The organism is Pseudomonas koreensis (genome assembly GCF_025447595.1).
Lineage (GTDB): Bacteria > Pseudomonadota > Gammaproteobacteria > Pseudomonadales > Pseudomonadaceae > Aquipseudomonas > Aquipseudomonas koreensis_H.
Window position 1 is genome coordinate 1 of the sequence record NZ_JAOEJU010000001.1, and the last position, 21,953, is coordinate 21,953.

Genomic DNA, 21,953 nt, shown 5'->3' on the forward strand with positions numbered 1-21,953 from the left:
TTCCCCATGTGAGAGTAGGTCATCGTCAAGATTAAATTCCGAAACCCCAATTGCGAAAGCAGTTGGGGTTTTGTTTTGTCCGCAGAAAAGTTTTTGCTCGTCTCAACGAATGCATTGATGGTTACCATGAGCGTCCGTTCAGCAGGAGGCCGACAATGGAGCTCAAGTTCAGTCACGTAGATGTACTGGTCAACAATCTCGAAGAAGCCTGCGCTTACTACGCGCAGATTCTCCAAGCCAGGATTTCCCGGACACACATCTGGGAGCGGGGCGGCTTGCATGTGCGGTACGCGGTTGCGTTGATCGGTCAGGAGCGATTCATGCTGGTGCAACCGTTGGCCGGAAATCTGCGAGAGCTTTTGGACAGTGCAGGTGAAGGCATGATTTACCGGCACTGTTATTCCACACCGGATATCGAAAAGGCCTATGACGAACTGCGGGCCAAGGGCGTGCAGCCAGAAGACGAGAATGGCAAACCGCTGACTCGCGAACACCTGCAATCACCGTCCGGGACGCGCATCATCTGGCTGCCCAAGCGTTTCGGACACTTCTCGATCGAGATTCTCGAGGAGCATTCACTGGAGGCGTTCATCGCCGACAGTTTTTCTGCTTGTGATTCGTACTGACTACCCCTTATAAGAACGACTTTCACTTGCGAAAGATAAGGGTGCACGAATGAGCAATGCTTGGAACGAGGGATATTTCACGGATGAAGGCTACACCTACGGGTATAGCCGGGAAATCAATCCGGTTTTCCAGCGTTATTGTTTGCTGCTGCGCGGTTTTTCCACGCTCGAAAGCACCGACGGTTATCACTGCGAACTGGGTTTTGGTCAGGGCGTCTCGATCAATATTCACGCGGCGGGTAATCCGGGATCTTATGTCGGCACCGACTTTCACCCTGGACAGGCGTCCCATGCCATTGGGCTGGCGAGTGACTGGGGCAGCGATGCGCGACTGTATGACGACAGTTTCGAGCAATTGCTGGCCCGCACTGACCTGCCACAATTCGACAGCATCAGCCTGCATGGCATCTGGACCTGGGTCAGCCGTGATAACCACAAGCTGATCGTGGAATTCGTACGCCGGCATCTTAAGCCCGGTGGCCTGCTGTACATCAGCTACAACTGCTTCCCGGGCTGGTCGCCGATGGCCCCGCTGCGCCAATTGTTCAGTCTGCACGACCGGTTCGCCACCCAGGCCTCTGCGCGCCCAGATGAGCGCATCGATGGGGCACTCCAGTTTTCCGCAGCGCTGCTGGCAGCCAATCCCAAATATGCCCATTCAGCGCCAGGACTGGAGGCCAAGCTGCTCAGCATCAAAGACCAGAATCTTCAATACGTTGCTCATGAATACTTCAATCGCGACTGGAATTGCATGTATTTCACCGACGTGGTCGATGCCCTGGCACCGGCCAAGCTCGACTATGCGACAACAGCCGTACCGCTGGACTCGGTAGATCCGCTGAACCTGACCGCTGAAGGCATGGACTTTCTGGAGGGGATTGAGCATCCGGTCATGCGCGAGCAAGCACGCGACTATTTCGTGAACCAGAATTTCCGCCGGGATCTGTATGTCCGTGGCGCCAACAGGCTGTCCCCTACCGAGCACCGCGAGCGCATGCTCAGCACGCGCTTCGTGCTGTTGCAAGCTGCCGACAGCGTGCCGGGGAGTGTCACCGGTCCGGCAGGCGCGGCCACGTTGCAGGCCGAGATCTACGGCCCGGTGCTTGCGGCACTGGCTCACGAAGCCTATGTGCCGAAGAGCCTGCGTCATTTACTGGATCTGCTGCCGGAGTTGAGCTACGCAGATGTCGAGCAAGCCCTCAACGTATTGATCGGCATGAGCGCCGTGGCTCCTTGCCAAAGCGAAGCGGCAGAGAAACTGGTGCAGGCACGCTGCAATACGCTCAACCTGCAACTGTGCAAGCGTTCGCTGTACGGCCCGAAAGTCCAAGTGCTGGTCAGCCCGGTTACCGGTGGCGGCGTAACGGTCAGTCGTTTCCAGCAGTTGTTCCTGATCTCCATCAAGCAGGGCAAAAAGCACCCGAGCGAATGGGCGCAGCTGGCATGGGGCATTATCGGCGGGCAGGGAGAAGGGTTGCTCAAGGATGGCAAGGTGCTGACTACTGCCGAAGAGAACCTCGCCGAACTGACCGCGCAGGCCGAGGTGTTTGCCGAGTCGTCACTGGTGATACTCAAGGCGTTGAAAATCGTGCAGGCGTGACTGAGGACGTTTCCACGTTTGACGGCGCCGCCTCGGGCGGCGCCCTCCCGGTTTCTGGTTGTATCTGGGTGGATCGAATGGAATTATCTGATCTTCAGCACGAAAAGGACGTCTCCATAGACGAGCAGGTCAACACTGATCGATTGCATCAGTTGTTCCGCCAGTCTGTTTCAGCAGTCATTGGCAGCTATCTGGCAGCGCTCATGCTGTGCGGGTTGTGCTGGGACCGCTTTGAGCAAACCACGGTTTTCTGGTGGCTCGCGCTGCTGACGGGGTCCACGATGTTGCGTATCTCGATGTTCGTAGCCTGGTTTCGTTGTGACGAAAGCGAGCGCACCCCCCGGCGCTGGGAGCGCAAATACTGGACGACCCTGGTGCTCTCTGCCGGCATCTGGGGCGCGGGGGCATTGCTGATCATGCCGGCCAACGATCTGTTGGCGCAGGCGCTCGTAATGCTGTTCACGGTCGGGATGTCGGTGAGCGCGGTGTCGTGTTACTCGGCCTATCGCTACATGACGATGATCTCGATGGGCCTGGTGTTGTTGCCGTGTACGCTCTGGCTGCTGTTTCAACCTTCGGCCATGCAGGCAGGTATGGCGTTGGTCGTTCTGGTTTTTGCTTCGTTCGTGGTCCGTGCCACGCGCAAGATGTCCGATGCGCTTGAGGCGGCTTTTCGCCTGACCCGTGAAATGGAGCGGGCGCACAATATTTCAAGGCTTGCCGCACAAACCGATGAGCTGACTGGGCTGAGAAACCGGCGGGCGTTTTTTGAACGGGCTCAGCAACTGTATGACGAATGCCGCAAAAAACAACTGAGCCTGTGCGCTGTCATGCTCGACATGGATCATTTCAAACACATCAACGACACCTACGGCCATCAGGTCGGGGATCGCGTTCTACAGCAAATGGGCGGCATTATTTGCACCTGTTTTCGCAACACCGATGTGCATGGGCGATTGGGCGGCGAAGAATTCGCCATCCTGCTGCCGGATACGTCGATCGAGGTTGCGGTGAAGCTGCTGGAGAACCTGCTTGTCGCCATGCCCCAAGCCATGACCGGGCCGGTGCATCGCATCACGGCGAGTCTGGGCGTCGCCTCTATGAGTGGCGACGACGCAGACTTGCACAGTTTGATGAACAATGCTGACAAGGCCCTGTACCGCGCCAAGGCGCTTGGGCGTAATCAGATTTCGGTGGCCGAGCCAGCCTGGCCGTTCTCTTCTGAAGGCAACAACACGCCCGCTGTCACTGGCCGGTAACGCATCCTTGCGGTGTCTTTCCGGCAAAGCTGTCGACCAGGCTCGCCACCACCATTTCACCCATTCGTGTGCGTGTCTGAAGGGTTGCGCTGGCACGGTGAGGTTGCAATACCACCTGTTCGCTGGCAAACAGGGTTTCGGGCACGTTGGGCTCGTCGACAAATACGTCCAGCGCTGCTCCCGCAATCTGGCCGGCGGTCAATGCCGCTACCAGATCGGTTTCGTTGACCAGTTTGCCCCGCGCCACATTGATCAGATAACCCTCTTTGCCCAGCGCCTGCAGCACTGAGGCGTCGATGATCGCCTCTGCCTTGTCGGCAGCCGCCGCAAGAATCAGGGCATCGCTGTCGCGGGCCAATTGCGTAAGGTCGGCAACGAACGTGTGGCTGACATCGCTCATCGGTTGCAGATCGGTGTAACTGATCGGGCAACCAAACGCGGCGGCGCGGGTTGCGACCGCGCGACCGACCCGGCCCATACCGACGATACCGATACGCATGCCCGACACCTGACGTGCCAGGGGCAGGGGGGCCAATGGCGCCGGACTTTGCGGCCACTGCCCCGAACGCACATAGCGGTCACTGGTGCACAGACCCCGGCATACGGCGATCAGCAAACCGATGGCCAGGTCGGCGACATCTTCGGTCAGCGCGCCGATGGTTGCGGTCACACGGATTCCGCGATCCCTGGCATAAGCCAGATCCACCGCATCGGTGCCCACGCCGTTGACGGCCACCACTTCCAGGTTGGGCATCTGCGCCATCAGTGCCTGGCTGATGCCGGTATGTCCACCCGTGATCACGCCGCGAATGTTGGCACCGTGCGCCTGCATATACGCTTGTTTGTCGGCCTGCTGGAAGTAGCGCCGAACCGTGAACAGTTCATCGAGGCGCGCGTTGATCTCGGGAATCAGGATCGGGCTGAGCTGCAAGACTTCTGGTTTCATGTAAACCTCACTTGTGCAAAAAGGAACCGCTCAACCACGGCCGGCAAACGGCATGTTCGTTGCCATGACCGTCATGTTCAGGACGTTGGCCGCCAGTGGCAGCCCGGCGATGTAGCGCACGGCGTCGGCGACATGCTTGACGTCGACCATCGGTTCCACGGCGATGGTGCCGTTGGCCTGGCGCACACCTTTGGTCATGCGCACCGACATTTCGGTCAGGGCATTGCCGATGTCGATCTGGCTGCAGGCGATGTTGAATTCACGACCGTCCAGCGCCAGTGATTTGGTCAACCCCAGCACTGCATGTTTGCTGGCGGTGTAGGCGCTACTGAACGGGCGCGGAGTGTGGGCGGAGATCGAACCGTTGTTGATGATTCGCCCCCCTTGTGGTTGCTGACGGCGCATCAGTCCGAACGCGCCACGGGCGCAGAGAAAGACCCCATTGAGGTTGGTGTCGATCACGTTACGCCATTGCTCGAACGTCAGTTCATCCAGCGGTACGGCGGGTGCATTGACCCCGGCATTGTTGAACACGACATCGAGGCGTCCGTAGACTTCGGCAATCGTTGAAAACAGCACATCGACGCTGGCCGGGTCGCGTACATCCGTGGGAACCGCCAGTGCTTCGTGGCCTTCGCTGGCGGCCAGTTCGACCAGGGCCTGCAACGGTTCGGGCCGGCGTCCGGCCAGGACCAGGGTGTAACCGTCGGCCATCAGGCCAAGGGCCACGGAACGACCGATTCCGCTGCCGGCGCCGGTGACCAGCGCGACTTTCAAAGGTTGAGTGCTCGACATCTTGTTGTTCTCCTGTCTTCGAATCACTTAAAAGCGCGACCCACGCTCAAGGCCGTGAGCCGACGCGCATTTCGAGTTGGCCAATGCCGTCGACTCCGGCACTGATGAGGTCACCGGGCTGCAATACATCGACGCCTGCGGGGCTGCCGGTCATGATCAGATCACCGGCCTTGAGCGTGACTGACCGGGAAATCCGGCTGATGACTTCACTGATGGACCAGATCTGACTGTCGAGGCTGTCACGCTGGCGTTCCTCGCCGTTGACGTTCAGCCACAGTTCGCCGTCGAGGCGACCGGCCCGGGTCACCGGGACAATGGCAGTCATCGGTGCGGCGCCGTCGAACACCTTGGCACCTTCCCAAGGCAAGCCGTTGAGTTTGGCCTGCCGTTGCACGTCGCGACGTGTCAGGTCGAGACCGGCGGCATAACCCCAGACATAAGCCAGTGCTTCGCTTTCCGGGATATTCGCGCCCCCTTCGCCGATGGCCACGACCAGTTCGATTTCATGAGCGAACTCCTCGGACATTGGCGGGAAGGCCACTTCACCGACAGCGTCCACCACGTTGTTCGCCGGTTTCATGAAGAACACCGGCGGCTGGCGCGGCTGGCCCTGGGTGTCTGGCCACGGGTAATTTCGGCCGACGCAAAACACCCGGCCGACGGGAAAGCGTTGCTCACTGCCGACCACGGGCAAGGTCACGGGCAGATCCGGGGTAAAGACGTATTCGGTCATGTTCATCCTGCTGCAAGTCCTGTTGGTAAGGTCAGGGTAAGGCGGCATTCGCTGACGAAGTTGGACGAAAGCCGCCTCGAATTGGAGAAAACGGTGGTTTTGATCTCAGCGCGTTTTCAGTTCGATGCGATACAAGCGGCCGAGCAGCAACGAGTAGGAGAGGGTGCCGATCAACGCCACGCCGCCAATGAACCAGAAGGCCCAGGCGAACGAACCCGTCGCGTGGACAATCGCGCCAATCATGATCGGGGTGACGATGCCGCCAATGTTCGCGGCCAGGCTGGTGATCCCGCCTGTCAGTCCGATCAGTTCCTTGGGGGCGACTTCCGACACCGCAGCCCAGGACGACGACGCGATGCCTTGAGCGAAGAAGGCAACCGTCAGCACGGCGATGCAGATCATGTTCGAATCGGTGAAATTCACCAGAACGATGGACATGCCCAGCATCGATCCGACCACCAGCGGCAACTTGCGGGCGAAGGACATCGAATAACCGCGACGAATCAGCAAGTCTGAAACGATACCGGCGAGCAGGATGCCGACCGTCGCGCCCACGAAAGGCATCACGGCGAAGATCCCGGCCTTGATCGTGGTCAGTTGCCGCTCTTCGATCAGGTAGGTGGGAAACCAGGTGAGAAAGAAATACAGCGCCGAAGTACTGGCGAACTTGCCGATGCAAATCGCCCAGACCTGACGATAGCTGAACAGCTCGGCGATCTGCCGCCAGTTGAACCGGGTGCGCTCCTGGCTGCTTTTGACCAGTCCGCCGCCGGCCTCGATGTACTGCAATTCTTCCTTGCTGACTTGCTTGCAGTTCAATGGATCGCGATACAGGTACAGCCACGCTATACCAAACACGATGCCCAGTGCGCCGGTGCTGTAGAAGACATGGCGCCAGTCGAAAGTCGTGGCCAGCCACAGCAGTGCGCCAGTAAACAATGCGGTTCCCAGATACTGCCCGCAAACATAAATGCTGCTGGCCAGTCCGCGCTCCCGCGCCGGGAACCACACCGTCACCGCCCGGCTATTGGCGGGGAATGCCGGCGCTTCCATGGCGCCGACGGCCAGCCGCAGGCCGAACAGTGAAGCGAATCCCGAAGCGAACCCTTGAAACACCGTGACGGTCGACCAACTGATCAGTGATACGCCGTAAGTGAAGCGAGAACCGAAACGGTCGGCGATGAACCCGGCCGGCACCAGAGCGAGTGCGTAAGTCCAGGCGAAGGCGGAAAAGATCAGGCCCATTTCGATCTTGTCCAGGCCCAGGTCCTTGGCCATGAACGGCGCGGCAATCGAGATGTTCACCCGGTCGATGTAGTTGATGATCGTGGCAATCAGCAGCAGGGACAGCATGAACCAACGCCGCCGTGATGGTAGTCGCTGGGGGATTGCAGCTTCTCGCTCCGGGGCGATCAAGGGCGGGGCGGTCGTTTGCGAGGTGTGAGAATTCGACATGAGTGGACCTCATTATTGTTAGAAGTGTCGAGTAGATTGCGGACAGCCGAAGTCATTGCCCGCAGTGTCCGGGGCAAAGCTGTCGAGACTGAAACGGGCCGGCGTCAGACGTTCAGGTACGTCTTTGCGCAGACATCATCGAGGGAAGGTCGGGTGGGGCGGGGAGAGGACGAAGCGGATTCATGACGTGCGCACCTTTGTTTTTGTGATAGAAGATGGGGCTGCATGAGAAATACAGTGGTCGTACAACTTGTTTTAATCAATCCGCTGGTTAGATCGTTTTTTCCGCTGAGACGGCAATGAGAGAAACCTGTCCAAAAAATTCCAACTGATGGATGGGGCTATTTTTCTCGCTTTATAAATGTATCTATTTGTTTTTTATCGAAAATATTCGAAATTTTGAATTTTTCCTTTTTGGACAGACGTCCCCTTCGTTGAGGATATAAAAAAACGTTATAGATCTATGTCATCGTATGACTGCTTGATGACGCGGCGATGAACCCTCAAGATGAACCTCGCCGTCAGCCCGGCAACGCCAGGACAACCTGCCCACGTACCTGTCGAGGTTCCTCTACACATGTCGTCTCAATGCCGTATTCCCACCTACGTCATGCAGCAACGCAGCGAAATGATGGATTTCTACATTCGCGACAAAAAGGGTCGCCGCGCCGAAACCAGTCCGCATCGACACGAGTATTTCCAGATTCAGATCAACCTCGGTGGCGATACCGTGCAGCACATCGGCAGCGCTGTGCGCCCGTTCCCGCGCAATGCACTGGCCTTCATCCTGCCGCATCGCGTGCACGTGATTCCGCATCCGGCGGACAGCAATTTCATGGTGATCAATTTTTCCCAGACCTTTCTGTTGCCGCATTTGCAGTGCGACCCGATGGACCTGGAAGAGGTATCGATTCTCTTGGCCCCCGAACTGTCGCCGTTCCGCTTTCAGGAACATCTGGACTTCATTCTGGGAGACGAGGACTTCAGCAAGGTCTGCGACCTGATTGAGCAGATGCGCACCTTCGACGAGAACCGCCAGTTTGGAACCCGCGAAATGCTTAAGGGTTTGTTGTTGCAACTGGTGGGGCGTGTTTGTCTGCTGTATGCCGAGCCCCTCAAGCGCCTTGCCGAGGAAAATGCGGCGCAGGCCAGTCGGCGTGATGCACTGAGCAGAATGTTCGAATACCTGCGCAAGAACATTGCCGACCCCGATCTCAATCTGATCAAGGTGGCGGCGGCGACCTACCTGTCACCGACCTACCTCACGCACTGGTTGCGCAAGGAAATCGGCAAAACCTTCACCGAACTGGTGCTCGAACGCAGAATGCATGCGGCGCGCAATTACCTGCTCAATGGCACTCGGTCGGTGGGCGAGGTGGCGAGGCTGTGCGGCTTTGCAGATGAGGCCTACTTTTCCCGGCGTTTTCGTCAGATCCACGGCCAGCCGCCTGGGCAGTTTCGTCGCAGGCAGCTGGACCCGGACACCCCGCAATCGCCGATAGACCCGTAAGATTGGTCTGCAAAGGAGCAATGTGCCGGTTCTCCGCGCGGTGACCGGGTGCAGAAGCCCCTAGTGCGACGAAACATAGATCGAGGCGCTGGTGGGGGCGGGCAATGCGTAGGTGGCCTTCATCCATTCGATCTCTGCCTGCGGCGTCCTGCCGAAGAAACGTTTGAACTCACGGCTGAATTGCGAGGCGCTTTCGTAGCCGACGCTGAACGCTGCGGTCGACGCGGACATGTCGTTTCGCAACATCAGCAATCGCGCCTGATGCAGGCGCGTCGACTTCAGGTATTGCATCGGCGAGGAGTCCGTCACGCTGCGAAAGTGCAGATGGAAGTTGGGCACGCTCATGCTCGCTTCTCGGGCGAGTTGCTCGACGTCCAGGCGCTCTTGATAGCTGCTGTGGATCTTGCGGATCGCCCGCGTCACCTTGCCGAAATGTCCCTGGCGATTGAGCGCGGCGCGCATGGCGCCACCTTGCGCGCCGGTCAGGATGCGGTAGTAGATTTCCCGCAGCAGTGACGGTCCCAGTATCTGCGCCTCGCCCGGCTTGCTCATCGCTTCCAGAAATCGCAACGTCGAAGCGCGCAACGCATCGTCCATCGGTGAGGCGTACATGTGCCTGGGCTGCGACTGGCTCGGGCCGTGGACTTCGTCGACTTGCAGCATCAATTCACTGGCCAGCTGAAAATCCAGTTGCAGGTAGACCGCGAGCATAGGCTCGGCTTCACTGGCGTCGGTTTCCATGGTGAAAGGCACCGGAACGGACACAACCAGGTAGTGTTGGGCGTCGTAAACGTAGATCTCGTCGCCCAGGTAACCGCGCTTCCGGCCCTGGCAGAGAATCACGATCCCGGGGTCGTACAACACAGGCGTGCGGGCCAGTGGCCGATTCGAGCGCAGGAACCGCACGCCTTCCAGCGCGCTGAGGTTGTAGCCCTCGACAGGCGCGAGGGCTTCCATGAGACGCACCATGCGCGCGGTGTCCGGAGCTTGCTGACTCATCGTGTTTACCCGTTGACTGCTCAATGATCGGTGGAGCGGGTCAGGGCTTCCCACGCGTCCATCTCGCTGAGGGAGCGTTGCAGTTTTTCCCGAACCAGACTCAAAGCGTCACTGCCCAGGAGCAAATGGGCAGGCGGATGGGCGCTGGCGATGATCTGCAACATCGCTTGCGCGGCCTTTTGCGGATCACCGAGCTGCTTGCCACTCTTTTCCTCTCGTGCCTTGCGTACCGGGTCGAAGCTGGCGTCATAGTCGGCGATGCTGCGTGGCGTGCGATGCATCGAGCGACCGGCCCAGTCTGTCCGGAACGAGCCCGGTGCGACAGCGGTCACAAAAATATTGAAAGGCGCCAGTTCTTTACTCAGGGTATCGGAGATGCCTTCGAGCGCAAATTTGCTGGCGCAGTAGTACGCGATGCCAGGCATAGTGATTGTGCCGCCCATCGACGTGATATTGAGAATATGACCCGCTCGCCGCTGGCGAAAGAACGGCAGAAATGCCTTGGTCACGGCGACCGCGCCGAACACATTCACATCGAACTGCCGGCGCATCTCTTCAAGCGGCGACTCCTCGAAGATGCCTTCGTGACCGTAGCCTGCGTTGTTGACCAACACATCGACCGGGCCGTGGGTTGCCTCGACCGTCGCCACGACGCTGTCGATCCGGGCGAAGTCGGTGACGTCCAGCACCACGCCATGCGCGTTGTCGATGGACAGCGCCTGAAAGGCTTGCAAGTCGGCTTCGTTGCGCACGGTGCCGATGACGCGATGACCGGCCGCAAGGGCTTCTTTGGCCAGCGCATTGCCGAAACCGCTGCTGGCGCCGGTGATGAAGAGGGTTTTTGTATTGTTCATGACAAGCTCCGCAATTCAGGTGTGGCGTCATGGTATTGATCTGCAAAACGCGCACCTATGTCGGTTTGTCTTGCAGCGTTGCCTATTCCTATCAATTGCGGTGAACTTTTAGTGCAGCTTTGCGCATCCAAGCAGATACAGAGCAGACAGCTGACATCAGACAGGGAGCGACGATGACATTCCTGATATTCCTTGTAGCCTGCGGGGCTGCGGCAAGCGCCGGGCTTTTTTTCAAACCGGGCGAATGGTACGAGTCGCTGGTCAAACCCGCATTCACCCCACCCAAATGGGCGTTCCCGATTGCCTGGACGATCATCTATCTGCTGCTCGCTTGGGCTGGCTATCGTCTGACCCTGCTGAACGATAGCGAAAGCGTACTGGCGTTGTGGGCTGCGCAGATCGCTCTGAATACGCTCTGGACGCCGGTATTCTTTGGTGCGCGGCGTATTTTCGCGGGGATGGTCATCATCACTTTGCTATGGCTGGTCGTTGCGGCAATGGTGGTTCTGGCCTTGCGACTGGACCTGATCACCGGGTTGATTCTGTTTCCCTACCTTGCATGGCTGTGTGTGGCGGCCGCGTTGAATTTTTCGATCCTGCGCAGTAATCGGTGAGATGAAACCTCAAGAAAACAAACTCGCAACGTGGTCGGTGGACGAACAGGCACTGGACCAGATGCGTGACTTCAATCGCAAGCTCGCCCGGTTGCCGCGCTTTCGTATTCGTAATCGCGTCATACCCCGAGTGATTCAGGCGCTGCTGCGCGTCGGGCAAATCGCGGGGGGGCTAAAACTGCGCAAACACGGACTGGTAGCCGAGCGGACGGTGGTGAGTGTGGATGCGCTTTCGGTGCCTGTGCGGATCATCCGGCCCTTGGGAAAGATCAAAGGGGTGGTGCAGGATTTCCATGGCGGTGGTTGGGTCATCGGCAATGCGCAGATGAATGACGCCCTCAACATCGCCATGGTAAATGCCTGTGATGTGGCGGTCGTTTCGGTTGATTACCGGCTGGCGCTGTCGACTCCGATCGAAGGCATGATGCAAGACTGCGTCTGTGCCGCTCGCTGGCTGCTGGGGTCAGATTGTCGCGAGTTTGCGGGGTTGCCGGTGATTGTCGTGGGGGAGTCGGCCGGCGGGCACCTTGCGGCAGCCACCTTGCTGCGACTCAAGCAATGGCCCGAACTCCTGAACAGGGTGAACGGGGCGGTGTTGTATTACGGCGTCTACGACTTGACGGGGACCGCAAGCGTCCGCCAGGCGGGCCCCCAAACGCTGCTTCTGGACGGGCCTGGAATGGTCGAGGCGTTTCGTATGCTCACGCCGGGAATGACTGACGAGGAACGGCGCCAGTCTCCACTGTCGCCGCTGTATGGGGACTTTTCGGACTTCCCGTCGGCACTGATGTTTGCCGGTGAACTGGATCCGCTCAGGGATGACACGCTTGAGATGGCTGTGCGCTGGGGCCGGTCAGCCGAGGTTGAAGTCCGGCTTCTGCCGGAGTGTGCACACGGGGTGATTCATTTTCCGACTGCAATGGCTGATAGCGTGCTTGCACATAGTCATGCGTGGATTTCGGGCCGGATCAAACTTGCCCCGGCAGTGCCGGCACAGGCTTGATCCGGAAAACATCACGAGACTCGCTCACGCCTGATCCATCACCTCAATCACACCCTGATCCTCCCCCAAAAAACCGCCACTCTGGTGCTGCCACAACCGCGCATAAGTGCCGTTTCTTGCCAGCAGCTCAGTGTGCGTGCCTTGCTCGATGATCCGTCCTTCATCCATGACAATCAGACGATCCATGGCCGCGATCGTCGACAGTCGATGGGCGATGGCGATGACGGTCTTGCCCTGCATCATTTCATCGAGGCTTTCCTGAATGGCCACTTCGACTTCGGAATCCAGGGCGCTGGTGGCTTCATCCAGCAACAGGATCGGCGCGTTCTTGAGCATCACCCGGGCGATGGCAATGCGTTGGCGCTGGCCGCCCGACAGCTTGATGCCGCGCTCGCCCACCAGCGTGTCGTAGCCGGTATGGCCTTGCTTGTCGCTCAACTGGTTGACGAACCCGTCGGCCTGGGCGTTGGCGGCGGCCCGCTGGATCTGCGCATCGGTGGCGTCCGGGCGGCCGTAGGCGATGTTGTCGCGGATCGAGCGGTGTAGCAGCGACGTGTCCTGCGTGACCATGCCGATGACGCTGCGCAGGCTGTCTTGTGTCACGTTAGCGATGTTCTGCCCGTCGATGCGAATCTCCCCGCTGTCCACGTCATAGAACCGCAGCAACAGATTGATCAGCGTGGATTTGCCGGCACCGGAGCGGCCCACCAGCCCGATTTTTTCTCCCGGACGGATATTCAGACTCAATCCATCGATGACCTGGCGTTCACCGTTGTAGTTGAACCCGACATTGTCGAAGGTCACCGCGCCGCCGGAAGGCACCAGCGCGGCGGCATCCGGGGCGTCCTGCACCTTGGGGCCGCGGGTGAGGGTGTCCATGCCGTCCTGCACGGTGCCGATGTTTTCGAACAGTGAAGTCATCTGCCACATGATCCAGTGCGACATGCCGTTGATCCGCAGTGCCATGGCCGTGATCGCCGCCACGGCACCGGTGCCGACTTCGCCCTGATGCCACAGCCACAGTGCATAGCCGCCTGCGCCCATGATCAGCCCGACCACCAAGGCCTGATTGACGATCTCGAACTGGCTGACCAGACGCATCTGGCGGAAGCCGGTCTGCTTGAAATCCTCCATTGCGGCACGCGCAAAGTGCGCTTCGCGCTTGGAATGCGAGAACAGTTTCACGGTGGTGATGTTGGTGTAGGCGTCTGAAATTCGCCCGGTCATCGACGACCGCGCATGGGCTTGTTCCTGCCCGACTTGCCCCAGACGTGGCACGAAATACACCATGGCCAGCCCGAACAGCACGACCCAGGCAATGAACGGCAGCATCAGTTTCAAATCGAAGCCGCCGGCCAGGGCGATGATCGCAATGAAATAAACGCCAATGCCGGGGGCAATCTCGATGACGGTGAACAGCACTTCACGTACGGCCAGTGCCGTCTGCATCACCTTGGTCGTGACCCGACCGGAGAACTCATCGGAGAAGAATGAAAGACTTTGCCGCAGCATCAGCCGATGGAAATCCCAGCGCAGGCGCAGCGGCAGATTGATCGCCAATACCTGGTGCTGAACCATGGTGCGCAACGCCACCAGCCCGATGCTGGTGAGCAACACGATGCCGATCCCCCACAGGACGCGACTCTCCTGGCCGTTCGTATCGCCGCCGGCTTGCCAGGTCGAGAGCAGGTCCACGACTTGTCCCAGAAAGGAAAAAAGCCAGGCTTCGTAGATCGACACACTGGCGCTCAGCAGCGCCAGCGCGAGCACATAGCCGCGGGCGCCACGCGTGCAGGCCCACAGGAATCGCCCCAGGCCGACCGGTGGTGGCGGTAATTCGTCGGGAGGGAAGGGGTCGAGTCTTCGTTCAAACACGCGAAGCATTGTGGGTCTCCGAAATCGTCAGGTTGAGGGGATTCTGCCATTTAACGACGGCCTTGAGGGTTTGCAGGTTCCCGGGAATGCCCTCGTTGAGGGAAAACCCTCATTGCCGGCACTCCGTCGCGTTACTAGCATGAGTCTCGGCAATCGACCCATTCGATGGAGAGCACCATGGCTACCACGCAGACTGACGACAAACGCCCAACCCCCGATCCGGCCGAGGACAACGCGTTTTTCCCTTCGCCGTATTCCCTCAGCCAGTTCACTTCGCCCAAATCCGATCTCAGTGATGCCGAGTACCCCAACCGCTACAAGGGCGGGCGCTGGAAGATCCTGATGATCGGAGCGGACGAGCGCTATCTGTTGACCGACAACGGCACGATGTTCTCCACGGGAAATCATCCGGTTGAAACCTTGCTGCCGATGTATCACCTGGACAAGGCCGGTTTCGGCTTCGATGTCGCGACGCTGTCGGGCAATCCGGTCAAGTTCGAATTCTGGGCCATGCCCTCCGAAGATGCCGAAGTGAAGGGCTTCTACGAGCAATATCGCGACCAGTTCAAGCGTCCACTCAAGTTGTCGCAGGTGATCGAAGAAGCGCTGGGCGAGGACTCCGACTATATCGGCGTGTTCATCCCCGGCGGCCACGGTGCGCTGATCGGTCTGCCGGAAAGCGAGGATGTGAAAAAGGTCCTGCAATGGGCCGTCGCCAAGGACAAATTCGTCATTACTCTGTGCCACGGCCCGGCGGCGTTGCTGGCGGCCGGCCTCGGTGAAACAAAAGACTCGTGCATCTTCAATGGCTACCGGATCTGCGCGTTTCCCGATGCGCTGGACGCGACCACCCCCGACATCGGCTACATGCCCGGCCACCTGACCTGGAAGTTCGGTGAGCAGTTGCAGGCACTCGGTGTGGAAATTACCAACCAGGGCATTTCCGGGGCCACACTTCAGGATCGCAAACTGCTGACCGGTGACAGTCCGCTGGCGGGCAACGCGCTGGGCAAACTGGCGGCGGCCGCGCTTCTGAAAGCGGTCACCCCGGAGTGAGCCCCGGGCCTGTCGAGACACTCTTGCGCGCCGCCCTCGACATCGAGGCGGCGCCCACGCTGGTGGCGATCCAGAAGGCCGTTCGCAGTTTCACCGTGGCCTATGGTTACGATCGATTCGTTCTGTTCTCCGCCACCTCGGCGTCGGAGGACGTGGTCGAGCGCATTTACTGGGTGGAAGGCGACTGGTTCGGCGACGGCATCGCTGTCGACGCCCAGACCTACGTTCAGCGCTGCCCCGTGACTCGCCACCTGCTGGACAGTCGCGAATCCTTCTTCTGGAGCAAAGTGCAGGAGGAGAGCGGCGAACTCTATCGGGTGGTTCGCGTCCCAAGTGGGCCTGGCGTGCATGGGTTGCAGATCCCGGTCTTCGGCCCGCAGGGGCTTGAAGGTGCCATGAGTCTGGGAGGTGAGCAGATCGATACTTCTGCGCGGATTCGCCTGGCGTTGGGCATGCTCGCCACGGTGGCGTTTTACTCCGCAAGGCGATTGCTCGAAGCGCCGGTGGACGAGACGGCCGGAAAACTCTCGACCCGCGAGCGCGAAGTGCTGGCGTGGGTCGCTGCTGGTCGGCGGCAGGCCGACATCGCCGCCACGCTCGGCTTGTCCGGGCGCACGGTGGAGAATCACCTGCGTTCGGCCCGCCGGCACCTGGGCGTGGCAACCACCGCCCAGGCCATCAAGATTGCCATTCGCAAGGGTGAAATTAAGGGGTGAGGTTCTCACTCTGGCAGTGTCGTGCTTGAACGGGCGTGCAAAACTCCTATGATGCAAAGGGCCTGCGCTGGCTGACTGTAACCGGTGCCGCCCCCTACGTTTTTTAGAGAGATCGATCCTCGTGGAGTCTTTTCCGGACGCATTGCACGAATCACTCACGACCCAATTCGTTTTCGGTCCTTTCTGCGTCGTTCCAGGCAAAAGGCTGCTGACCCGCAACGGGGTGGCGGTCGACATCGGCGGGCGGGCACTGGATCTGTTGATCGCCTTGCTCGAGCAACCGGGGCGCGTGCTGTCCAAGTACGACCTGATCGACAAGGTGTGGCCCGACAGCGTGGTGGCCGAAGGCAGCCTGCGTTTTCATATGACCGGTTTGCGGCGGATTCTCGGGGATGGCGAGGAGCAGGCGCGTTACATCGCGACCCAGGTCGGGGTGGGGTATGCCTTTGTTGCGCCGCTGGAAAGAAAACAGACCGCTGTTCAACCGACACCTATCGTGGCCCGTGCCGTCGAAGGCGTATGCAGTTTGCCGCCACGGGCAAAACTGATCGGCCGTGAAACTGATCTGCAACTGGTCATCGATCATATGCAACACCCCAGGCTGGTCTCCATCGTCGGCCCGGGTGGTGTCGGCAAGACCAGCCTGGCCATCGAAGTGGCGCATCGCATCGCCGCCCAGGGTTACGAGCGAGTGTACTTCGTCGATCTGGCCCAAGTGGAAGACTGCGCGCTGGTGCCGTCGGCACTGGCCAGGTCGCTGGAAATCCCGGTGCAGGCTGAAGATCCGATGTTCGTCCTGCTCGCGCATTTGCGTGAGCTGAAACTGATGCTGGTGATCGACAACTGCGAACACCTGATCGACGCGGTGTCGATCCTCCTTGAACAGATCAGTGACGCGGCACCCGATGTCGGTGTTCTGGCGACCAGCCGCGAGCCGCTGCGCGTGCGTGGCGAGTATGTTCACTGGCTCAATCCGCTGGAGTTTCCGAGAGAGCCCCGACACCTTTGCGTGGAGGAGTTGCTGGCATTCCCGGCGATCAAACTGTTTGTCGAGCGGGCATCGTCGAGTAACGCCGCGCTGTTGCTGGAAGCAGGCGGAGGACAAATGATCGCGGACATTTGCCAGCGCCTTGAGGGTATGGCACTGCCGATCGAACTGGCGGCGATGCGAGTCGCCAGCCACGGCTTGAAAGCCACTCATGCGTTGCTTGGCGAACGTTTTTCACTGGGCTGGTCGGGCCGCAGGACGGCGGTGCCGCGCCATCAGACGCTGCGGGCCATGCTCGACTGGAGTTATGACCTGCTGTCGCCGCCGGAGCGTCTGGCGCTGGAGCGGTTCTCGGTATTTGTCGGGCCGTTCTCTCAGGAGGCGGCATCTCAGATCATTGCCGATTCCCGGCTCGACAGCGCTGTGGCGGCAGCCATCCTCGACGATCTGGTGTTCAAGGGACTGGTCGCGGTCGATCACAGCGATTCGACGGATTCGTATCGTCTGCTGGAGATGACCCGTGCCTACGCCAGGGAAAAACTGGCGGTGCGGGGAGATCCCGAGGTCAATGCCCTGGCATTCAGGCACGCGGCGTTTTACATGGACCTTCTCGGGCATCTGGGCATTGCGCCCGACGAGATCTTCCGCAATTCAGCGCGCCTTGCCAGTCAACTGGGCAACGTACGCAGTGCGCTGGAGTGGAGCTTCGGGCCGCAGGGTGACCCGGGTCTGGCGTTGCCTCTGGCCGCAGCGAGCGCGCCGTTGTTCCTGCATTTTTCATTGCTGGTCGAATGCCGGACCTGGTGTTCCCGGGCGATGGAGTTGCTTGAGCTCGGTTACTACGGCACGCCCACCGAAATGGAATTGCAAGCCGCACTCGGACTGGTGCTGATGTTCACCCGAGGCAACAGTGAAGCCGCCGAAAAGGCCTTGCTCCGGGCGCAGGACATCGCCGTTGCGTTGAACGACTACGGCTCGCAGTTGAGGCTGCTCGGCCGGTTGCAGATCTTCTACGAACGTATCGGCGATTTCCCTTCATCGCTGGCCTGGGCGGAGCAGGCGGCCGTAGTCGGCAACATTTTGAACGAGCCGGCCGCCATCGCGATTGCTTCGTCGCTGACCGGCATCTCCCATCATTTGCTGGGCAACCAGCGTCTTGCCCGTCAGGCGCTGGAAAGTTCTCTGCGCAACAGCTTGCCATCGCATCCCAGCAACACGATCTACTACGGCTTCGATCACCGCAATCGCACCGGTCTGGGATTGGCGCGCGCACTGTGGCTGCAGGGCTATCCCGACCAGGCCCGGCGCTGGACCGGGCAGATAGAGAGCGAAGCTTCGGCGTTGCAGCATCCGGTCACTTACTGCATCGCGATGGTCTGGATCCTGTGCATTGATATCTGGACCGGTGATCTGGAGAAGGCCTCTGCCAGTCTGGAACGCTTCAGCGCCATTGCCGAAACCAACGCACTCGACCCTTACATCGCGGCCTCTCACGGGTTGCGGGCAGCTATCGCCATTCGTGCCGGGCAACCGGGGGATGCCGTCCTCATGCTGGAGCAAAGCCTGGCGCGGCTGCGAGGCATGCGCTACGAATTGCTCACGACGTCTTTTGAAATTTCGCTGGCCGAAGGCCTGATTCTGGAGGGGCAACACGCAAAGGCGTTGGCCCTGCTGGACGGCACCATCCACCATTGCCGGCAAAGCGGTGATGCCTTTGCGTTGCCGGAGCTGTTGCGCATCAGGGCCGGCACTCTCAAGGCCATCAATGGCGACGATGTTCAGGCAATCCAGATCATTCTTGAGGAGTCCATCGCGCTGAGCCGGGAGCAGGGCGCATGGGCGTGGGAGCTGAGGTCATCGATGGATCTGGCCAGACTCTGGCTTGAGCAGGGGCATCCGGGTCAGGCCAGGACGTTGCTTGGTGCCTGCCGCGATCAGGCTTCGGAGGGTTTCGACACCCTTGATCTGCGACGGCTGGAAACCTTCTGGCAGAACTTGCCCGTCACGCACGGGTAATCAGGGCTGCCATTTTCACCAGGTCCGCCAGCGAACGCGCTTTCATCTTGCGCATGACTTTGCCGCGATGGGCCTTGACCGTGATCTCGCTGATATTGAGATCGGCGGCAATCAGTTTGTTCAGACGCCCGCTGACTACCGAGGCCATGATTTCCTGTTCACGGGGCGTCAGGGTCTTGTAGTCCGCGAGCAATGAACGAAGGTTCTTTTCGCCTTCCAGCGCGGCGCGGCTGCCTTCGAGCGCATCGGCCATGGCGGTGAGGATCACATCATCGTTGAAGGGTTTGGTCAGAAACTCCACGGCGCCGGCCTTGAAGGCCCGAACCGTGCGCGGAATGTCACCGTAGCCGGTGATGAAGATGATCGGCATGTTGTAGCGTTCATCCGCGAGAGATGTTTGCAGGTCCAGGCCGCTCAGGTCGGGCAGGTTGATGTCCAGCACCAGACAACTGGGCACCAGCGCCCGGGGCGTGTCGAGAAAATCCTGCGCAGACTCGAATAGCCGTGGCTGCCAGCCAGCGAAGCGGATCATCAGTTCCAGCGACTCGCGCACGGAAATGTCGTCGTCTACAACGAAAACGACGGGCGTGACATCACTCATCGGTAATGCTCCGTGTGAAAGGGCCAATGCGTCGCTCGAGTTCAACATGTTTTCGATTCCTTTTTTGTCCGGCTTCACGCTCAATCCAGGGGCAGGGCGGCGCTCAGGGCCTTGAGCAGTTGCGCTTCGCTGAAAGGTTTGAACAGGCACTCGACAGCACCGTGACTCAGCAGCTTCGCCTGTTCGCTGGCATCGCTGTGAGCGGTGATGAAAATGACCGGAATTCGGTAGCCGCGACGCAGCAATTCCCTGTGCAGATCAGGCCCCGACATGCCCGGCATGGCCACATCGAGAATCAGGCAATGTGTCAGGTCGAGAAAGGGCGATGCCAGAAACGCCTGCGCCGAGGCGAACGCCTGGACGGCAAAGCCGAACTCCTTGATCAGGTCAGGCAGTGATTCACGAACCGACTCGTCATCATCGACAACCGATACGAGCAAATGCGTACCCATCAATCATTCTCCACGGTGCGATCGGTGAGGTCGCGGTTAGCGGTTTGCGGCAAGTCCGTCGAATTCGGGATGGCAAAGGTGAACGTCGCACCCGGGCCGTCGTTGGCGCTAGCCCAGAGTTTTCCATCGTGGCGCTCGACGATGGAACGGCTGATGGACAAACCGACACCCATGCCCGAGCTTTTTGTGGTGTAGAAGGCATTGAAGATTCGCTCGATGTCCTGCGGATCGACGCCGTTGCCGCTGTCCTTCACCGCCAGGTAAACGCTCTCGTCCGCCCCAAGCCCGGTGCTGACGATCAATTGCCGGGTCCGGCCGTGGATCGCGCTCATGGCCTCGGCGGCATTCATGATCAGGTTGAGGATCACCTGCTGAAGCTGGACCCGGTCGCCCCTGACCAGCGGCAGGGCTTCGGCAAATTGCGGATGCAGCACCACGCCGTTGCGTTGCAGCTCGCCCAGCAGCATGGCAATGACTTCTCGTGCCGCGTCATTCAGATTGACGTCTTCAATGGTGATGTTTTTTTTCGAGAACAGCGCCCGCAGTCGATTGATCACATCGGCCGCGCGATTGCCGTCACGAATGGTGCGGCGCGCGGTTTCCAGGGCGCCGTCGACATTCGGCGGATCCGCACCGAGCATGCGCAGGCAGGTGCTGGCGTTGGTGATGATGCCGGCCAGCGGTTGATTGACTTCGTGGGCAATCGACGCCGTGACCGCGCCAAGGCTGGCGACCCTGGCCAGGTGCGTCAGTTCCGAGCGCGCCTTGCTCAAGAGGACTTCCGCCCGCTTGCGGTCTTCGATGTCGGTGTTTTCACCGTACCAGCGCACGACCCGCCCGAAGTCATCGCGCTGGGGCACGGCGCGGATCAGAAACCAGCGGTAAATACCGTCGAAGCGCTTCAGTCGGGCCTCGTACTCACCGGCGTTACCTGATTGCAGAATCCCTTGCCAATAACCCGCGAGGCCCGGGGCATCGTCCGGATGAATCGACGCCGTCCAGCCGTTGCCGCAAGCCTGTTCGAGGGACATGCCGGTGTAATCGCACCAGCGTTGATTGACGAAGCCGACACTGCCTTCAGGCGAAGCGCTCCAGACGAATCCGGGAACCGCATCAATGATCCCGCGCAGGCGTTCCTCCGAGGCGCTGACTTCAGCGAGGGCGTTGGCGATCAATACCTTGTCCCGCCGGCGCTCGTCGATATCGACCTGAAGTACGCACCAACGGCTAATGGCGCCTTCGTTGTCCCGGATCGGCAGACCACGCACATGAAACCAGCGATAAACACCGTCGGCGCGCCGGATGCGATGCTCGATCTCGTAGGGCGTGCCCGTGCCGACCGAATGCATCCACGCCGCGATGACCGAAGGCAGATCGTCCGGGTGCACGGTGTCGCTGGCTTGCCAGCGCTTCAGTTCATCGAGCGGTGCGCCGATGTAATCCATGATTTGCCGGTTGACCTGCTCCAGTTCGCCGGTCGGCGTCATGAAGGCGACCATGGCCGGGATACTGTCGATGATCGAGTCGACCGACGGCGTAGACGTGGCCTTGTCATTGATGTGGCCAGGACCGTCTTCGATGACGTGCTCGCGCTCGTTCGTCATACCGATTCTCATTGTGCAGTCACCGTTGAACAAAGATGCGCCTTCTGATGGCACTCGCCCATCATACTTTGGTGTCGCCTGTTGCGAATATCAGCCGCCATCGCGCATTGCGATGCGCATCACAGAGCGCCCGGCGCTTTTGTAAGCCACTGTATCTACGACCTCCCCAGCCACATCAGCATGCAAACCGGGTTGATCGCGAAACCGCGTGGATACATCGCCTGCCCACCATTGGCCCTGGTTTCAACGTC

Annotated in this window: 19 protein-coding genes; 9 read left to right on the forward strand and 10 right to left on the reverse strand. The window is 59.8% G+C overall.

The window, feature by feature from the left end:
- Positions 1-155 precede the first annotated feature (155 nt).
- The 3 genes from N8H71_RS00005 to N8H71_RS00015 all read left to right on the forward strand — a co-directional run bounded on the left by N8H71_RS00005 (position 156) and on the right by N8H71_RS00015 (position 3,485).
- Positions 156-626 (forward strand): VOC family protein, encoded by a 471-nt coding sequence (locus N8H71_RS00005; RefSeq protein ID WP_262192203.1) that lies wholly within the window; start codon positions 156-158, stop codon positions 624-626.
- A gap of 49 nt (positions 627-675) precedes the next feature.
- Positions 676-2,226, forward strand: coding sequence for a class I SAM-dependent methyltransferase (locus N8H71_RS00010; RefSeq protein ID WP_262192204.1), 1,551 nt, complete (start codon positions 676-678; stop codon positions 2,224-2,226).
- Between the two features lie 77 nt (positions 2,227-2,303).
- Entirely contained in the window at positions 2,304-3,485 is a 1,182-nt protein-coding gene (locus N8H71_RS00015; RefSeq protein ID WP_262192205.1) for a GGDEF domain-containing protein, read from the forward strand.
- On the opposite strand, the gene N8H71_RS00020 is transcribed toward N8H71_RS00015, so the two are convergent.
- The 4 genes from N8H71_RS00020 to N8H71_RS00035 all read right to left on the reverse strand — a co-directional run bounded on the left by N8H71_RS00020 (position 3,472) and on the right by N8H71_RS00035 (position 7,414).
- A complete protein-coding gene (locus N8H71_RS00020; protein WP_262192206.1) occupies positions 3,472-4,431 on the reverse strand; it encodes a 2-hydroxyacid dehydrogenase in 960 nt (319 codons plus the stop codon). The two genes, N8H71_RS00015 and N8H71_RS00020, sit on opposite strands and share 14 nt — an antisense overlap.
- 30 nt (positions 4,432-4,461) lie before the next feature.
- Positions 4,462-5,226 carry an SDR family oxidoreductase gene (locus N8H71_RS00025; RefSeq protein WP_085688109.1) on the reverse strand — a complete coding sequence of 255 codons (765 nt, stop codon included), beginning with the start codon at positions 5,224-5,226 and terminating at the stop codon, positions 4,462-4,464.
- Between the two features lie 46 nt (positions 5,227-5,272).
- A complete protein-coding gene (locus N8H71_RS00030) occupies positions 5,273-5,965 on the reverse strand; it encodes a fumarylacetoacetate hydrolase family protein (RefSeq protein ID WP_262192207.1) in 693 nt (230 codons plus the stop codon).
- A gap of 99 nt (positions 5,966-6,064) precedes the next feature.
- Complete coding sequence (locus N8H71_RS00035) at positions 6,065-7,414, reverse strand: MFS transporter (protein WP_262192208.1); 1,350 nt, start codon at positions 7,412-7,414, stop codon at positions 6,065-6,067.
- Between the two features lie 577 nt (positions 7,415-7,991).
- On the opposite strand from N8H71_RS00035, the gene N8H71_RS00040 reads away from it, so the two are divergent.
- Positions 7,992-8,924 carry a helix-turn-helix transcriptional regulator gene (locus N8H71_RS00040; protein ID WP_262192209.1) on the forward strand — a complete coding sequence of 311 codons (933 nt, stop codon included), beginning with the start codon at positions 7,992-7,994 and terminating at the stop codon, positions 8,922-8,924.
- 60 nt (positions 8,925-8,984) lie between these two features.
- Here the strand turns inward: N8H71_RS00040 and N8H71_RS00045 are convergent, their stop codons facing one another.
- Together N8H71_RS00045 and N8H71_RS00050 are read right to left on the reverse strand one after the other, a co-directional pair.
- The gene (locus tag N8H71_RS00045) at positions 8,985-9,923 is read right to left on the reverse strand and encodes an AraC family transcriptional regulator (RefSeq protein WP_262192210.1); all 939 of its coding nucleotides are present in this window, start codon (positions 9,921-9,923) and stop codon (positions 8,985-8,987) included.
- Positions 9,924-9,943: 20 nt separating this feature from the next.
- Positions 9,944-10,777, reverse strand: coding sequence for an oxidoreductase (locus N8H71_RS00050; RefSeq protein WP_262192211.1), 834 nt, complete (start codon positions 10,775-10,777; stop codon positions 9,944-9,946).
- A gap of 173 nt (positions 10,778-10,950) precedes the next feature.
- Between N8H71_RS00050 and tspO the strand changes: the two genes are divergently transcribed.
- Both tspO and N8H71_RS00060 read left to right on the forward strand, forming a co-directional pair.
- Positions 10,951-11,391 (forward strand): tryptophan-rich sensory protein TspO, encoded by a 441-nt coding sequence (gene tspO / locus N8H71_RS00055; RefSeq protein ID WP_262192212.1) that lies wholly within the window; start codon positions 10,951-10,953, stop codon positions 11,389-11,391.
- A 1-nt stretch (position 11,392) separates the two neighbouring features.
- Positions 11,393-12,394 carry an alpha/beta hydrolase gene (locus tag N8H71_RS00060; protein WP_262192213.1) on the forward strand — a complete coding sequence of 334 codons (1,002 nt, stop codon included), beginning with the start codon at positions 11,393-11,395 and terminating at the stop codon, positions 12,392-12,394.
- 24 nt (positions 12,395-12,418) lie between these two features.
- Here N8H71_RS00060 and N8H71_RS00065 read toward each other — a convergent pair whose 3' ends face one another.
- Positions 12,419-14,278 (reverse strand): ABC transporter ATP-binding protein, encoded by a 1,860-nt coding sequence (locus tag N8H71_RS00065; protein WP_262192214.1) that lies wholly within the window; start codon positions 14,276-14,278, stop codon positions 12,419-12,421.
- Positions 14,279-14,446: 168 nt separating this feature from the next.
- On the opposite strand from N8H71_RS00065, the gene hchA reads away from it, so the two are divergent.
- The 3 genes from hchA (at position 14,447) to N8H71_RS00080 (ending at position 19,045) form a co-directional block, all read left to right on the forward strand.
- Positions 14,447-15,325, forward strand: a complete 879-nt coding sequence (hchA, locus tag N8H71_RS00070) for a glyoxalase III HchA (RefSeq protein ID WP_085688122.1) — start codon at positions 14,447-14,449, stop codon at positions 15,323-15,325.
- Positions 15,326-15,348: 23 nt separating this feature from the next.
- Positions 15,349-16,041 (forward strand): PA1136 family autoinducer-binding transcriptional regulator, encoded by a 693-nt coding sequence (locus N8H71_RS00075; RefSeq protein ID WP_262192215.1) that lies wholly within the window; start codon positions 15,349-15,351, stop codon positions 16,039-16,041.
- Positions 16,042-16,162: 121 nt separating this feature from the next.
- Positions 16,163-19,045, forward strand: coding sequence for an ATP-binding protein (locus N8H71_RS00080; protein WP_262192216.1), 2,883 nt, complete (start codon positions 16,163-16,165; stop codon positions 19,043-19,045).
- Here N8H71_RS00080 and N8H71_RS00085 read toward each other — a convergent pair.
- From N8H71_RS00085 to N8H71_RS00095, 3 genes are all read right to left on the reverse strand, one after another.
- A complete protein-coding gene (locus tag N8H71_RS00085) occupies positions 19,032-19,646 on the reverse strand; it encodes a response regulator transcription factor (protein ID WP_262192217.1) in 615 nt (204 codons plus the stop codon). The genes N8H71_RS00080 and N8H71_RS00085 overlap by 14 nt on opposite strands.
- An 80-nt stretch (positions 19,647-19,726) precedes the next feature.
- Positions 19,727-20,098, reverse strand: a complete 372-nt coding sequence (locus N8H71_RS00090) for a response regulator (RefSeq protein WP_262192218.1) — start codon at positions 20,096-20,098, stop codon at positions 19,727-19,729.
- On the reverse strand, positions 20,098-21,702 hold the full coding sequence (locus N8H71_RS00095; protein WP_262192219.1) for a PAS domain-containing sensor histidine kinase: 1,605 nt from the start codon (positions 21,700-21,702) through the stop codon (positions 20,098-20,100). The genes N8H71_RS00090 and N8H71_RS00095 overlap by 1 nt, the downstream gene beginning before the upstream one ends.
- Positions 21,703-21,953: the final 251 nt, after the last annotated feature.